This window comes from Moraxella cuniculi (assembly GCF_900637105.1).
GTDB lineage: Bacteria > Pseudomonadota > Gammaproteobacteria > Pseudomonadales > Moraxellaceae > Moraxella > Moraxella cuniculi.
In genome coordinates, this window is sequence record NZ_LR134343.1 from 1,366,538 (window position 1) to 1,383,268 (window position 16,731).

Below are 16,731 nucleotides of genomic sequence, written 5' to 3' on the forward strand. Positions count from 1 at the left end.
CTTTGCTTTTTTAGCAAATGGGGATTTTTGTATAAATAAAGAATTGGTTGATGGCAAAATGCAACTCTGCTCAGATCAATTGCCATATTTGTAAACATTGCTTTTGTCAAAAGAACTGGTTTTGTAATATGAGTGCTATTGAAACCCACCCATTACCCCCATTTATTCCACCCAATGCCAAGGTGCTGATTTTGGGCAGTTTTCCGCCACCAAAGCTGCGTTGGAAAATGAACTTTTATTATCCGAATTTTAACAATGATTTTTGGCGGATTGTGGGTTTGGTATTTTTTGCCAATCAAGACAAATTCATTGATAAGCATAACAAAACATTTATCCAAGATGATATTGAAGATTTTCTAATAAATTATGGTATTGCCATCAGTGATACCGCTTATCAAATCAAACGCTTGCACAACAATGCTTCGGATAAATTTCTTGAAATTATCACACCGATGGATATCGCAGCGATTTTGGAAAAATTACCCAATTGCACCAGTATCATCACTACAGGCGAAAAGGCTACACAGATTCTATGTGAAACCTATGCTACAGCACCGCCAAAAGTTGGGCAATCGGTGGATTTAAAAATCCATCAAAAGCCCATCACTTTATACCGTCTGCCATCATCATCACGGGCTTATCCTTTACGCCTTGAGTACAAAGCGGAGAGTTATCGGCAGGCGTTTGCTGCAATTGGGCTGTTGTTGGATATGAGATGTTAGTTTGCTTTGGTGATGAATTTTGTTGAGGAATTTGCTACAATAATTCATCAATTTTGGCAGGTTTAATGATATCATGTATCATCATCGCCACTTGCCCCATATCAAGAAATCATCATGTCAAACGCCAGCTTATCCTCGTCCCAAAATACCAAAAATCCCACAGGCATTGCCGCCATTGACTGCAGTCTTGAGCAGGCGTATTTGATTGAGGCTTCGGCTGGTACGGGCAAGACTTGGACGCTGACGGGAATTATTTTGCGATTATTAATCGAGAAACGATACCCGCCCGAGCGGATTATTGCAACAACCTTTACCCGTGCGGCAGCGGCCGAAATGCAGGAGCGTATCAGCGAGCGGTTGCATGGTTTTTATGCTCTGCTGCGTTGGCTACAGTCAATGCAAGCACAAAAGCCAGCATGGTTTGGGCTGCAAGACAAAAGCGAAATTTTTGATGATATTATCAATCAGGCAAGGCTGGCAGGGTATGACTCTGACGATCCTATCAATGTGCATTTGTTGCAATTTATTCTTAATCAGCCTATTAATTATTTAGCAGAAGTTATCAATAGAACTTCATTATTATTAACCACACTTGATAAATTATTTGTCGGAACGCTAGACAGTCTTGCCCAAAAATGGCTAAAGGAATTTGCAGCACAAATTGGTCATCAGAGCGATCTTGAGATGCTTACTGATGCAGGCGATAGGGTCTTTGCCTTGGTGCATGATGGACTGCGTGCCGAAGAAATTAGGCTAAAAAATAACAATCCTGAAATTTATCAATTACTTAAGAAAAATTCACCCAAATTTTTTGGCAATATTGATGGCATTGCCAATATGGCAAATCAGGCGATGAATTTCTTTGGTTCGCCGATTGATACACTGCCACACGCACCGAGCATGGCGGAGATACAAGACCATCTAAACGAGATTTTGGCGACTGATTTTTCGGGTTTTGAGCCGTATTTTCAGCAGGAATATCGCAGGGAAAATGGCATCAAGTTGGCATTGACATTTTCCAAATCGTTAAACTTGTTGCCAGAGTTGGTCGATTTGGCACGGGTGCATGGCGTTGATTTTATTCATCATCTCAATGAAAATCAGCAAAAATTTCAACAAAAAACTCTAGAAGTTGGCAGGGGTCAATGGGATATTTTTACAAAAAAAGCAAGCGATCAGCAGGTGCAGGCATTTTTGCAGTTGCCGCTGGAGCGTTTGCAGCAGCTGTGTGGTTTTGCTGAGTTTCTTGACAATTGTGTTAAGCAGCATCAGGCTGTTATTGCGATAAATATCATTAATAAGGTTCGTGATAATATTGCAGGCTTGATGGAAAGTGTCGGGCAGACGACATTTACCTTGCAGATGGTGCGACTTAATGCGGCATTAAAAAACAACCCTGCGTTGGCACGCCATATCCGTCATCATTATCCTGTGGCACTGATTGATGAATCGCAAGATATTAATGGTTTGCAGGCGGAATTGATTCGTCTGATTTATCTGGACGAACTGCTCAATTATCAAAAAAATCTTCATCGTTATCAGCAGGTAGGTGGTGATAAACCGAAGTTGCCTCGTGGTTTTTTGTTGTTGGTTGGCGACCCCAAACAGGCGATTTATCGGTTCCGTGGTGGCGATGTTGCCAATTATAATTTTATCAAGAATTTTGGCAAATCAACCAGTGGTGAACCGCTGATTAATCAGTCTTTGGTGCTTGATGTTAATCGCCGCTCAAATGCCAAATTAATCTCGGCACTTAATACATGGTTTGTTGATAATGGCGGCGTAGGCGTGGAAAATCATGCCAATCTGGGCGAGGGTATTTTTTATCGTACGATTAACGCTCACCAACAAACGCAAGCATTAAGCTGGCAAAATACCAAAAGCGATGCTGTGCTTGGCAGTACGCCCGTCAGCATTTTGCATTTTGATCATGTCAGTGAAGATGAGCGGTCTTATCAAGATTATGCCATCGCCGCTCACATTAACTATATATTACAAAGCCAGCATACCATCTCGGGTCGTGCCATTAACCCTAGTGATATTGCTGTGTTGTCTTATACCACAGCGGCTCTGATGCCCATCGCTCAGGCTTTGACGCAATTGGGTATTAATTGCGTCAGCCCAAGAGATGAAAATGTCTTTACAACCCAAGCGGCTGCCGATGTTTTGGCATTGTTGCAAGCGGTTGTGTATCAAAATCGTCAAGAATATCTTGCCAATTGGCTGGTGTCTGACATTGTTGGCTTGACGCTGGATGAGGCGATGGCGATACTGTCAGACGACAAATCTACCACACATACAACTGCCAAAATCAAGCTGGCAAGTTATCTTAGACGCATTTGGGATAAGTGGCAAAAATCAGGATTGGCAAGTGCGTTGGGCTATGCTTTGCAACATACACCAATTGATATTGCATCACAATCATCACAAGCCAATCCATCGCTGTGGCTATCAGCAGCTGGTCTGGGTGAGCGATATTTGGCAGATTTGGAACGGGTGGTTGAGCTGTGTGGCAATGAGAGTGTTGCAACCAATCCGCTTGTGTTTATCAAATGGTATCATCAACAGATGCACAAAGAGGCAAATGAGGACAATAAACGCAGTAATTTGCTGGGCGAGTCTGGTGTGCATTTGATGACTGTGCATAAATCCAAGGGGCTTGAGTTTGCCATCGTGTATGTGCTGGGTCTGGGTAAGGGATTGAACAGCAGAATGCCGTTACAACTTTATGCATATAGCGATGAGCAGTATCAGCGTCGTCTGTCGGCGACGGCAAATAAGTATGGCGATGATAATTATTATGCCGAACTTGACGACAAAGAACAAATTGACGAAAAAAGACGGCTTGGTTATGTGGCTCTCACCCGAGCGTCCGAGCAGCTGTATGTGGTGGCGACAGATGCACACGCAGCGACAAAATTGGCACAAAGACCGATTTTTCAGTGGCTTGAAAATACCAATGATAAGGCACTTAGCTTGGCTTGTCGCCTTGATGGGCAGGTTGGCTGGATTAAGATGGAGGATGTGCCACTGCTTGACACACGGTATGAGCAGCACATTGACAAGCTAGAACCCAAGGCTTATGTGCCATGGTCGCAGATAATGCACAAAAATACCTTCATCGCCGAGCATAAAACCAGCTTTACGGCATTAATCACTAGGCTGGATAGTCAGCAGTTGGCACCTGACGATAGGCACAGTGATAGGCTTGGTGAGTTGATGACCGATGAGGCACTGACGGACGGTACCGAGATTCGTGCTGATTTTATCAAAGGGGCGGTGGCAGGTGAATTTTTGCACAAAGTATTGCAATATCTGCCGACGGACGAGATGGGCGTGATAGATATGGCGAGGGCGTATGAGCGAATCGCAGCGGTGGTGGCAGAGCAGGGCAGGCGGCTTGGTTTGCCAGAAAAATATCTACAACCCAATGAGGATGCCACAGCTTACTGTGAACATCGGCAGTTGGTTGCGTGGCTTTATGATATTGCTTGGGCGAAGTTTGCCGCTTCGCATACGGCATTGGCAGAGCTTGCCAGAGTTCAGCAGCTGCGAGAGCTGGGCTTTGTGATGGGGCTTGGCGAGCAATTTTCTGTTGCTTTGATAAATGAAGTTTTTGCCAAATATAGCGACAAAAGTTTGATATTGCTTGATGATGGTTATACCGATGTATGCTACCGTTATTTGCGTGGCGAGATTGACTTGGTATATGAGTCGGCAGGCAAGTTTTATGTGGTGGATTATAAATCAAACTATCTGGGCGATGGCATTGATGATTACACCAGTGCCAATCTTGAGCAGGCAATGAATCGGGCGGGTTATTGGCTACAGGCGGCGATTTATCAGGTTGCTCTGCATCGTTTATTAAAAGTTCGCATCGCTGATTATGATGGCAACGAGGCACGCTATTTGGGGGGTGTGGAATATGTGTTTTTGCGTGGCATTTATCCGCACGATACAGTGGCAGGACGCTTGTTGTGGCAACCACCGCTTGAGCTGATTATTGAGCTTGACCGTATTTTATAATGGAATAAATCATGACCATATACACCACCGCCATTGGAAATTATGTCAGCCAGCGAGTTGCTGATAATCGCCAATGGTATGAATCAAAAAATATGCTAGATGGGGCGACCGATTTGCCAAAATCGGCAGAAGTTCTGTATCATCTGCTGCAATATGCGTTGTTTTTGCTGATTAATGATGGGCATACGGTGATGGTGCTTGGCGTTTCATCTGATGATAAATTTGCGTTGGCAAATCATCTGCCAAAGTGGCAAATTACCTGCCTAAGCCCTGTGCTTGACAGGCTACAGCAGGCAGCAGGCGAGGTGGTGGATTTTGCCGATATATTCTGCACCATACAAAATGCCAGTCATTCAGAATCAAAGACCGACTGGTCGGTATTGATTGCTAGACTTAAGCATCGTTATATGGCAAGTTTGAACAAAAACACCCACAATCATGCACAGATTAGCCATCTGTTGGCAGTGTTTGAGCTGCTCTTGCGTGCGTTTTTTGTGATGAATAAAATCCGAAGCTTGCCAGATTTGGTCAAAACTTTGCAATCTAATCTTTTTTTTGCTGATATCATCAAAGTACAACAAACGACTTCGGCGGCGTTATTGTGCTTACAGCCACCGATTGATTATGTGTATCAGCACGAGATTTTGTGGCTATGGACGCATCGTGCTTATCAGGCAGAGATGCTGCTGATGAGACATATTATCCGACTGGCTGGGGCGAATGTGCCGCAGTTTTCGCTGGACATACCTGACGGTATTAATGATAAGCAGCGTGCAGCGATGGCGATGATTGGCAATCAGGCATTTAGCATTATCACAGGGGGGCCGGGTACGGGCAAGACATTCACGGTGGCACAGATTGTCATCGCACTGGCTAGGCAGCAAATGCCTGTCAGGCTGTCTTTGGTAGCACCAACGGGCAAGGCGGCACAGCGAATGGGTGAGTCATTACAAGCAGCCATGCCTGATGATGTGGAATTGCAATTGCCAGAGCCAAAAACCATTCACCGCCTGCTCGGTATCGGCACCAATGGTCAGGCTAGGTATCATGCTGATAATCCACTGCCACAGGACATGATTATCATCGATGAGGCATCAATGCTGGGCGTGGAGCTGGCCAATCAGCTTTTTGCTGCCATTGCTACAGGGTGCCGTGTGATTTTGCTGGGCGATGCCAATCAGTTGGCGGCGGTTGATGCTGGTGCGGTGCTGGCGGATTTATGCCGTATTGACAGCTTGGGTGATTTGCGTGTGCATTTGGACGAGTCAAGGCGATTTGATGGCAAATCTGGCGTTGGTAGATTGGCAACGCTTATCAATCAGCAATCGTATGACAACAAGGTATTTTTGGCATTTACCCAGTTGCACCAAGCCTGTCATGATGTGGCATATACCGACATTGAGGCTTTTGTTGAGCCGTCATCGTGCTATGATCAGCTGGCACAGCCTTATCAGGATTTTTTTGCGGCAACTTATGCTTCTCGCTTTGAGTTTGCAAAATTATCCGATGATAAAATACCAGAATTTATTAATAATCTATTTAATATTTTGAATAAATATCGTATCTTGTGTGCCGCTCACAAAGGGGATTTTGGTGATGAAAAAATTAATGAATATTTAACCAAAATTCACAAAAAATACCAAAAAATGCCCACCTCTTTGTCTGATTGGTATCATGGGCGTGTGGTGATGATTAATAAGAATTTGTATGAGTTTGGCTTGTTTAATGGTGATGTTGGTATTTGTTTGTACGCACGCACGGGCTTGACGGTGTATTTTGAGGGAGAGTCGCTGCGTGCAGTGCCAGCACAGCTCATCAGCGATGCGGTGGTAACGACTGCCTATGCCATCACGGTGCATAAATCACAAGGTTCAGAATGGCAGCAGGTGGCGGTGGTGTTTGATGAGAATAATGCACGGCTTTTGTCCAAAGAGTTATTCTACACGGCGGTTACGCGTGCCAAATCACAGGTGCAAATTTTTAGCACTGCTGATGCCATCGCGCAGGCGATGACAACGCCAACCATTCGCCAAACAGGCTTGGCAAAAACAGCAGAAATCATCACGCAGGTGGGTTAGTTGATTCATAAATGCTGCATGATTTTTCTATCCAAGTTTATAGAGTCAGATTTTTGTTTATCTTAAGTATTATTTAAGCATAAAAGCTGTTATGGCTTGATAAGCTCATACGAACGGTTTTGATTTTGGGTTTTGTAGAGAATTTATGATAATTTTGCAAAATTGCCATGATAATGGGTTATTGGATTGTTGCAACTGGGCCATTGATTTGTGATTTGCTACAATTTACAAAAACAAGTACAATAACCTCCACCCCCCCCCATTTTTTCGTTTGCTAATATAGGTTTTTTATGTCCCAACTTACCGAACTTACCCACAAACTCAAAGAAATTTTCCAAATCAACCGTGCCGATTTGGATTTTGGCATTTATCGCATTTTAAATACCCGTAGCCAAGAAATTGAACACTATTTGAGCGAAACTTTGCCACGAACTGTCAGACAGGCTTTTGGTGAAAACCAAAGTGAGCAGCTTTCAGGCTGGAAAAACGAATTAGCCACATTGCAAAAAACATTGACAGATGCAGGCGTTCCGCTTGAAAGCAGTACCAAATATCAAGAACTGCAAAACAAAATTGAATACGCCAAAAAAGGCAGTGCCGAACACGAAGCGGCAGTTTATCGCCATCTTTTAACTTTTTTCAGCCGTTATTACGAAGAGGGAGATTTTATCAGTCAACGCCGTTATAAAGGCGACACTTATGCCGTGCCGTATGCAGGCGAAGAAGTGTTGCTGCACTGGGCGAATAAAGACCAATACTACACCAAATCGGGCGAGAATTTCAGCAACTACCGTTTTACATTGGCAGACGGTCGTGCGGTATTTTTTCGTTTAAACAGTGCCGACATTGCCAAAGACAACCGCAAAGACAACGATGCCAAACGGTTATTCACACTGGCTACCGCTCAAACCATTGAGCGTGAAAATGAAGATGGCGAAACTGAAATTATTGACATTGAACCCATTAGCCAAAGCGAAGATGGCAACACCTTAACCATTTTGTTTGATTACAAACCGTTTGAAAAATCAGCCAAACAAGAAAAAATCCTAGAAAAAGACTTACAAACCTTGTTGGTGCACGATTTATTGCAAACCACATGGAGTGCATTAGCCGAGCGTAAGCCCACCGAAAAAAATCCCAACCGCACCTTATTAGAAAAACATTTATCCGACTATACACAAAAAAATACTGCCGATTATTTTATTCACAAAGATTTGGGCGGATTTTTACGCCGTGAATTGGATTTTTATATCAAAAATGAAATGATGAATCTGGACGATGTGCAATCTGCCCAAACATTTGCCCATATTGAAGCCAATCTACGCCTAATCCAAACCTTACGCAGCATTGCTTTGGAGGTTATTGATTTTTTGGCACAACTGGAAAATTTCCAGAAAAAACTGTGGCTAAAAAAGAAATTTGTGGCGGGCTGTCATTATTTGATTACCTTAAATCATATTTTTTCCTGTTATAACGACAGTCATATCACGAATGAAGATAAACAAAAAGAACAAGAGGACAAGCAAAGACACAAAAAGCTTATCGATGGATTATTCGAACAGATTGCCAATAACAGTAAGCAACTTACACAATGGCAAACCTTATTTAATGTGCCGTCTGCGAATGCACAAGCATTTTTAAATGCTCAAAAAGCAAGCATCGCGGGGGGGGGGGTGGAACCCTTTAGATTCAAATAGTTATGATGATTTACAATATCTTGTTGTGGATACATCACTCTTTTCTGCCGAATTCCAATCCGCTGTAATTTCTGCACTCTCAAGCTCACTTAGCGACTTTGATAGCCATATCAACGGCACGCTGATTCATTCGGATAACTTCCAAGCCCTAAATTTATTGCAAGCCCGTTATCGTGAACAGGTGAAATGTATTTATATTGACCCGCCGTATAACACGGGTGGAGATGGGTTTATTTATAAAGATGGGTATCAAAAATCCAGTTGGCTTTCATTAATTAAACAGACTACCATTTTTTCTAAAAAAATACTAAATCCGTATAGTTCATTTTTTGCAATGAATATTGATAAAAGGCAGTTATTTGATGGAAAAATTTTATTAGATGAAGGCTTATCTCAATTATCTTTTGTTAATGCAATCGTAAATGTAAATAATCCTAAAGGGCGTTCAGACCAAAAACACTTACCTACCGCACATGATAATATTCTTTTATATGCAACAGATGGAGCTATTAGTTATGGTTGGCAACCACAAAATAAAGTATTGAAAAGATATAACAAGCTAGATACTAATGGAAAATATAGAGAAATTGATTTAAGAAAAACTGGCGATAACGATTTAGCAACAGATAGACCTAAAATGGCTTATTCATTTGCTTATAATCAAGAAAATGAACATTTATTACCGATTGAATTGGGAGATTTAATCCCACAAGGGTATATTGAAATTATTCCAATGAAAACATCTGAAATAAAAGGGCGTTGGCGCTGGGAATACAAAACTGCAAAAGAAAATATCAGTCGATTAATTGCTAAATTTCAACCAAATAAACAGCAATGGACTGTCTTTGAAAAAGATTATTTAGGTAATGATGAAAAAGTTCTTCCAACAAGTGTTTGGGACGAGAAACCATTTAATAGCGAACGAGGTACGGAAATTTTTGTCAATCTAGGTTTTGAAAAAGAGTTATTTCCAAGACCTAAACCTGTTGGTTTATTAGAGCATTTATTGGAACATTTAATAGATAAAAACTCTTTAGTCCTAGACTACTTCGCAGGTTCAGGCACCACCGCTCATGCCGTGATTAACCTAAACCGTGAAGATAACGGCAACCGTCAATATATCCTTGTAGAACAAGGCGAATATTTTGATACGGTACTCAAACCGCGTGTGCAAAAAGTGATTTTTTCCAAAGAATACAAAGATGGCAAACCTGTACCGTCCGACAAGGTTTCAGGCAGCCTGAACGGCGTACCGCAAATCGTTAAAGTACTAAAACTTGAAAGCTACGAAGATACGCTGAATAACCTTGAACTTCACCGTAGCAATTTATTTGACAGGCTGCAAGAGCAAGCACAACACGATTATCTGCTCCACTATATGCTCAATATTGAAAGCCGTGATAGCTTGCTGAATGTGTCGCATTTTGCCAAGCCGTTTGATTATGGCTTAAATATCAGCACCACCAGTGCAGGGGCGTATGAATGGCAAAAAGTGGATTTGGTGGAAACCTTTAATTATCTGATTGGTGCAAGGGTGATTGGTATAGATGATAAGCGGATTGAAAAAGGTTTTGTGGCGGTTGAATGCCGTTTGCCAAACCAAAGTGGCGATGACAAAACATTAATTATTTGGCGTGATTGTGAAAAATGGAATTATGATAATTTGTATTCAGAAGAAGAGTTTGGTCGTAATTTTCGAGGTTGCAAAACAACATTATTCGGCATAATGAATTTTAATCCTAAACATTCTAAAAATCTTAACGATAACGATTATGTTCAAGTTTATATCAATGGCGACCATACGCTAGAAACGGTGTGGGACGGCGAACAAAGCGGCAGCCTGAAAATCCGTAGCATTGAAGCGGAATTTTTGGCATTGATGTTTGCAGGGGACGAATAATGGCAAAAGCACCTAGAAACAGTCAATTCCATTTTGATGAGCATTTGATTTTAAACCGTTGGCTGCTGTCCTTATTTCACAAAACATCGCTGCCTGAATTAAAAGCGGTGTTAGAAAGCGTGGAGCAGGAACATGATTTTGTTGCCAATGACGGACACAGTTATTTTTATCATCGCTTGACCAATGTGCTGTTTTTTGACCATGAAAACTTGCTTTGCCCGCAGGATTTGGCGGCTTACGATGTGCGTTTGGTGCAGTATTGGCGACAAATTACCATAAAGCGTAATCAACAAAGCGGACATGAATTGCGTCCGAAATATTTTCAGTATTTGTCGCTGTTGTTTACCGAGATTTATTTGGATTGGTATTTTAACAAAAAATCGCAATTGCAAGCAAAACTCAATGAGCAATTGGTCAAATATGCCGAAGAGATGGGCAAAGACGCACAAGCATTTGAAAATTACCGCTTGAATGATTTGAACAAAATTGCCTTTTGGAATGCCACAGGTTCGGGCAAAACGCTGCTGATGCATGTCAATATTTTGCAGTATTTGCATTATTTTAAAGCAGGCAAGTCAGCCAAGCCTGATAAGATAATTGTACTTACACCCAACGAAGGCTTGAGCCGTCAGCATAAAGAAGAGCTTGAGTTATCGGGATTTTCTGCCAGTTTTTTTGATAAAAACACTATGGCACAAACGGCTTTTAATTTTAGTGTTGATGAAGTGGGCATTGGACTCGGCATTGAAATTATTGATGTCAATAAACTTGCCGACAAATCAGGCGATAAAACCGTGTCGGTAGAAGCCTTTGAGGGCAATAATTTGGTGCTGGTGGACGAAGGGCATCGTGGCACAAGTGGCGAACAGTGGCTGTTACGCCGTGAAGCTTTGGTAAAAGGCGGTTTTGCCTTTGAATATTCGGCAACTTTGGGGCAGGCGGTGGCAGGTGGCAAAACCATTGCCAAACAAGTGGAAGAAAAACAAAAAGCCAAAGCCAAATTGTTATTTAACAAAGGCTCACTGAAAGGTTTATCGGAAGATGATTTAGCCAAATTAACGCTTGATGAGCTGGAAATGGCAAAAGTCCGCACCACGGCGGTGCTGGAAATTTATGCCAAATCGGTGCTGTTTGATTATTCTTATAAGCATTTTTATAACGATGGTTACGGTAAAGAAAGTCTGATTTTAAATATTCAAAAACAAGGATTTGACGAGCATTTGCCTGTGTATTTTGTGGCAGGATTGCTGTCGTTTTATCAGCAGCTTTATTTGTTTGAACAGCATAAAGCACAATTGGCGGATTGGAATATTGAAAAGCCGCTCATGGTGTTTGTCGGTAATAAAGTGGCGGACGATAACAGCGATATTCTCACCGTGGTGCGACAGCTTGCCTTTTTTGTGAACGAGCCGCAAACGGTGCAAAAATGGCTCAAAGATTTGTTGTTGGACAATGCCCAGCTGTTAAATGACAAAAATCAGCATATTTTTAAAGGGCGGTTTGTGCCTTTGCTTGCATTTGTGGACGATGTGCAGGGCTTGTACCTAGATATGCTTCGTAAAATTTTTGGAGCAACGCACGCAAGCCGTTTGCGTTTGATGCATTTAAAAAAATCAGACGGGGAGCTGGCGTTGTCGCTTGGCGAACATGGCACAAAATTTGGTGTGATTAATATTGGCGATGCGTCAGGTTTGCTAAAAACTGCACAAGAAAATTTTGCCGATGAGTTTGATGCGGTCAGTGGTGAATTTGATGGCGGTTTGTTTGCCGAAATCAATCACGAAAAATCGCCTGTGAATATTTTGATTGGTTCGCGTAAGTTTACCGAAGGCTGGTCAAGCTGGCGTGTTTCTACGATGGGCTTATTGAATATGGGCAGGGGTGAAGGCAGTCAGATTATTCAGCTTTTTGGGCGTGGCGTGCGGTTAAAGGGCAAAGATTGGTCGCTCAAACGCTCTGTGCCGACTATCCGTCCCAAAGGCGTATTTTTGGAAAAATTAGAAACGCTCAATATTTTTGGTATCAATGCCGATTATATGGAGGTGTTCCGTGGGTATCTTGCCGATGAAGACATTGCCACCAGCGATGAAATGCTGACGCTGGATTTTCCTGTACAAAAACGCTTGCCCAGCGTGAAGCTGAAAACATTAAAACTCAAAGAAGAAGTCAAAGGCAACCGCAAGCTGTCGTTTAAACGGGAAGAAAAACAAATTTATCTGTTTGAAATTCCTAAAAAATGGCAGAATAAAATCAAAAAGATTGAAATCAGTTTAGATCGTTATCCAAAAGTGCAAAGTATTGCCAGCAAAGGCAACGCCATCACCCCAACACAAAACGAACAGCGTTATGAAGCCAAACTCAATACGGCGTTGTTTGATTTTTTTGATTGGGACAAAATCTATCTGACCATCAGCCAGTTTAAGCATCAGCAAACTTGGTATAACTTACGCTTGGACAAAGACAAATTGCGTCAATTTGCCGAAACAAGCGATTGGTATCGTCTGTATATGCCCAAATCGGCTTTGGCGGTGGACAGTTTTGCCCAAATTATGTTGCAACAAGAGATTTTGACTGATTTGTTGCTTGAATATATAAAAGCCTTTTATCACCGCTTAAAAGCTGCCTACGAAGGGAAGTTTTATGAAGTAGTGGAAGTTACTGAAGACAACGGCTCTATGCTGGATAAATACCAATTTAGCCTGCCTGATAATGATAAAGGTAATGAAATCAAACAACGATTAGAAGCCTTGGCAGATGGCATTGGTGAGTTTGGCAATGGCGTAAAACCTGTTTATGGCGGCGATAAAGGCTTGCAAATGCTGTGTTTGGACGGGCATTTGTATGCACCGATTTTTGCCTGCCTAGAGCGAGCCGATTTGCCGTTTAGTATTCAACCACTTGCCATTGGCGATGAAAGCGAATGGCGTTTGATTGGCGATTTGGTTCATGCCAAAGAAAGTGGCAAATTGACTGAATGGACGCACGGCAAGGATTTGTATTTATTGCGTAATGCGTCCAATAAATCCAAAGGTTTGGGTTTTGCTTTGGCGGGCAATTTCTATCCTGACTTTTTGCTGTGGCTGGTGGACAATCAAACAGGCAAACAATGGCTGTCGCTGATTGACCCAAAAGGCATTCGCAATATGAATTTAGACCATGCCAAATTTGGTCTGCACCAAGAATTGCAAAAGCTGGCAAGTAGGTTAAATATTACCACGCCGATTTTATCTGCCTTTATTTTATCCATTACCAAGCAAGCCGATTTAATCAATGCAAGTCATATCACCACGCAAGAATTGACCGATAACCATATTTTGTTTATTGATAACAATCAAGTGTATTTAAAAAAAATGTTTAATATGATATTGGAAGGATAGATATGCCGTTTACCGCACATCAAGCCAAGTATTTTGCCCATGAAATTTTGTGTCGTTCCAACCAAGGCGTTGAGCGGATTAGTCAAGGCTTGTTCAATGCCAAAGTGGATTTAAATCCCCATCAGATTGATGCAGCGTTGTTTGCACTCAAAAATCCGCTTGGGCGTGGTGTGTTGCTTGCCGATGAAGTGGGTTTGGGCAAAACGGTGGAGGCAGGTCTCGTGCTTTGCCAGCTTTGGGCAGAACGCAAACGCCGTCTGCTTGTGGTCTGCCCTGCGGTATTGCGTAAACAATGGGCAAACGAGCTGGCTGAAAAATTTGCCTTGCCGTGCATTATTTTGGATAACACCATTTTAAAACAAGATTATCACGGCAATTTGCTGAATTTTTTGCGTGAGAATGTTGCCAAACAAGTCATCATTATTTCTTATCAATATGCCAGCAAATTGGCGGATTTTTTGGCAGGCGAGCTGTGGGATTGCGTGGTGATTGATGAGGCACATAAATTGCGTAATGCCCACCGTGCCAGCAACAAAATGGGGCAAACATTACGCACGGCATTTCATGGACGAAAAAAATTATTGCTAACGGCTACGCCATTACAAAACAGTTTGATGGAATTGTATGGCTTATCTACTTTATTGGACGAACATTTATTTGGTGATGAAAAAGTATTCCGCCGTGAGTTTATTCGCGACAGTAATACAGATGAATTAAAAGATCGTTTAAAAAGTGTGGTGAAACGCACCTTGCGTCAAGATGTGTCGGAATATATCAGCTATACCAAACGCCACGCCATTACGCAAAATTTCTATCCTACCGATGAAGAACAGGCTTTGTATCAAGCGGTATCGGATTTTATCGCCCAAGAGCACAGTTTGGCTTTGCCAAAGCGACAGCGTCATTTGATTGGCTTGATTTTGCGTAAACTTTTGGCATCTAGCCCTTATGCAGTGGCTGATACTTTAAATATCATCTTAAAACGCCTGTACGCCCTAAAGCAGCAGACAGTGCAAGATGATTTGCTTGCCCAATTAAGTGAAAATGAAACCGATTTAGCTGATGAATTAAGCGAAGATTGGGAGGAGGGCAACCATGAAGACACGCAGCCTGAAAATCATATACCCAATTTAAATCAAGAAATCAGCCAAATTGAAGGTTTTATTGAGCAAATCCGCCAATTAAGCAATGACAGCAAAGCTGATGCGTTGTTAATTGCGTTGCAAACAGGTTTTGCCAAAATGGCGGAATACGGTGCAGCCCAAAAAGCGATTATTTTTACCGAAAGTGTGCGGACACAAGCTTATTTGCATGATTTTCTAATAAACAATGGTTATGCCGATAAAGTGGTGAGTTTTTCAGGCAGTAATCATCATGCGGATGCCAAACACATTTATCAAACATGGCTTGCTGATAAAAACAATGCCGAACGCATCACGGGTTCACCACAAGTGGATATGCGTACAGCGTTGATTGACCGTTTTAAACACCATGCCCAAATCATGATTGCCACCGAGGCGGCTGCCGAAGGGGTGAATTTGCAATTTTGTTCGCTGCTGATTAACTACGATTTGCCGTGGAATCCGCAGCGTGTGGAACAGCGGATTGGGCGTTGTCATCGTTATGGACAACAATTTGATGTGGTTGTGATTAACTTTTTAAATCAAAGAAACGAAGCCGACCAACGAGTTTTGGAATTGCTTGGCGAGAAATTTAAATTGTTTGACGGCGTGTTTGGTGCATCCGATGAAATTTTGGGTCGCATTGAAAATGGTTTGGACTTTGAAAAACGCATTGCTCATATTTATGATAGTTGCCGCAGCCCTGAAGAAATCAAACAAGCCTTTGATGATTTGCAAAAAGAAATGGAAACACAAATCCAAGAAGCTATACAGACGGCAAATTCGGCACTGCTTGATCATTTTGACGAAGATGTCCACGAGCGTTTGAAATTTCAACTTTCCCAAAGTAAGCAATTGTTGGACAAAACCAGCCGTTATTTTTGGCAGGTCAGTCAATTTGCCTTGCAAGATTACGCCCATTTTGATGAAACGCAAAAATCGTTTTATCTACACCAATCACCGATGAAAACCGTCAAAACAGGGCATTATCAATTGCAGAAAAAAGAGCAACAACGGGGGCAAGATTACCGCCTGAATCACCCTTTGGGTGAATGGTGCTTGGATTATTGTAAGCAAGTGAATACGCCCATTGCTCATTTGCTGTTTGATTACAGCCAGCATCTGACTAAATTGTCGGTATTGGCACAGCATTTGGGTCAGTCGGGTTGGCTGTGGATTGATAAATTGGGCTTTTATGGCGAAAACCAAACCGAGGAACAGCTTGTATTCACCGCACGAACCGACACAGGGGAATGGCTAGATGAAGATTTTTGCCGTAAATTGCTGGGTGTATCGGCACAAATTTTGCCTAATTTGGTTGATTTGCCTGATGATTTGTCCGCCAATGCCACACAAGCCATTAATGGCATGACCGCTAAACATACCGAAACGCAAACCGTTTTGCTCAAACAAGAAAGCGATCGTTTGGATAAATGGGCAGAGGATAAAATCAAAGCTGCACAAGAAGCCATTGATGAAGTCAGTGATAAAATCAAGCAAGTGAAGCGTGAAAAAAATCAAGCCAGTAATTTAGATCAATTGGCTGATTTTGAAAAACAATTGCAGAATTTGGAGAAAAAACGCCGACAATTGCGTAGCAGTATTTTTGATGCGGAAGACGAAATTAATGAAAAGCGAGATGAGTTGTTTAATAGCATCAAAGAGCAATTAAAACAACAAAGTAAGGTTAAGCATTTGTTTGCGGTGCGTTGGGAGATTTGCTAGCTTGATTAATTTTGTGATTTTTGGTCAAATTTGGTAAGCCTGTTGCATGGTGTAGCAGATAAGAATTGCCAAGATTGGGATTGGT

Annotated in this window: 7 protein-coding genes; all 7 read left to right on the forward strand. The window is 42.1% G+C overall.

The window, feature by feature from the left end:
- Positions 1-128: 128 nt before the first annotated feature.
- Entirely contained in the window at positions 129-722 is a 594-nt protein-coding gene (locus tag EL162_RS06280; protein ID WP_126330873.1) for a uracil-DNA glycosylase family protein, read from the forward strand.
- Positions 723-836: 114 nt separating this feature from the next.
- A complete protein-coding gene (locus EL162_RS06285; protein ID WP_126330875.1) occupies positions 837-4,748 on the forward strand; it encodes a UvrD-helicase domain-containing protein in 3,912 nt (1,303 codons plus the stop codon).
- Between the two features lie 11 nt (positions 4,749-4,759).
- Positions 4,760-6,826, forward strand: a complete 2,067-nt coding sequence (recD, locus tag EL162_RS06290) for an exodeoxyribonuclease V subunit alpha (RefSeq protein WP_126330877.1) — start codon at positions 4,760-4,762, stop codon at positions 6,824-6,826.
- Between the two features lie 290 nt (positions 6,827-7,116).
- Positions 7,117-8,523 (forward strand): restriction endonuclease subunit M, encoded by a 1,407-nt coding sequence (locus EL162_RS06295; protein ID WP_126330879.1) that lies wholly within the window; start codon positions 7,117-7,119, stop codon positions 8,521-8,523.
- Complete coding sequence (locus tag EL162_RS06300; protein ID WP_126330881.1) at positions 8,468-10,423, forward strand: site-specific DNA-methyltransferase; 1,956 nt, start codon at positions 8,468-8,470, stop codon at positions 10,421-10,423. Before EL162_RS06295 ends, EL162_RS06300 begins: the two co-directional genes overlap by 56 nt.
- A complete protein-coding gene (locus EL162_RS06305) occupies positions 10,423-13,800 on the forward strand; it encodes a DEAD/DEAH box helicase family protein (protein ID WP_126330883.1) in 3,378 nt (1,125 codons plus the stop codon). Before EL162_RS06300 ends, EL162_RS06305 begins: the two co-directional genes overlap by 1 nt.
- Positions 13,801-13,802: 2 nt before the next feature.
- Positions 13,803-16,646 (forward strand): SNF2-related protein, encoded by a 2,844-nt coding sequence (locus EL162_RS06310; protein WP_126330885.1) that lies wholly within the window; start codon positions 13,803-13,805, stop codon positions 16,644-16,646.
- Positions 16,647-16,731: the final 85 nt, after the last annotated feature.

Excerpts from the sequence above, each read along its gene's own strand:
- EL162_RS06280 (WP_126330873.1), top strand. The coding sequence starts at position 129 with ATGAGTGCTATTGAAACCCACCCATTACCCCCATTTATTCCACCCAAT.
- EL162_RS06285 (WP_126330875.1), top strand. The coding sequence starts at position 837 with ATGTCAAACGCCAGCTTATCCTCGTCCCAAAATACCAAAAATCCCACA.
- recD (WP_126330877.1), top strand. The coding sequence starts at position 4,760 with ATGACCATATACACCACCGCCATTGGAAATTATGTCAGCCAGCGAGTT.
- EL162_RS06295 (WP_126330879.1), top strand. The coding sequence starts at position 7,117 with ATGTCCCAACTTACCGAACTTACCCACAAACTCAAAGAAATTTTCCAA.
- EL162_RS06300 (WP_126330881.1), top strand. The coding sequence starts at position 8,468 with ATGCTCAAAAAGCAAGCATCGCGGGGGGGGGGGTGGAACCCTTTAGAT.
- EL162_RS06305 (WP_126330883.1), top strand. The coding sequence starts at position 10,423 with ATGGCAAAAGCACCTAGAAACAGTCAATTCCATTTTGATGAGCATTTG.
- EL162_RS06310 (WP_126330885.1), top strand. The coding sequence starts at position 13,803 with ATGCCGTTTACCGCACATCAAGCCAAGTATTTTGCCCATGAAATTTTG.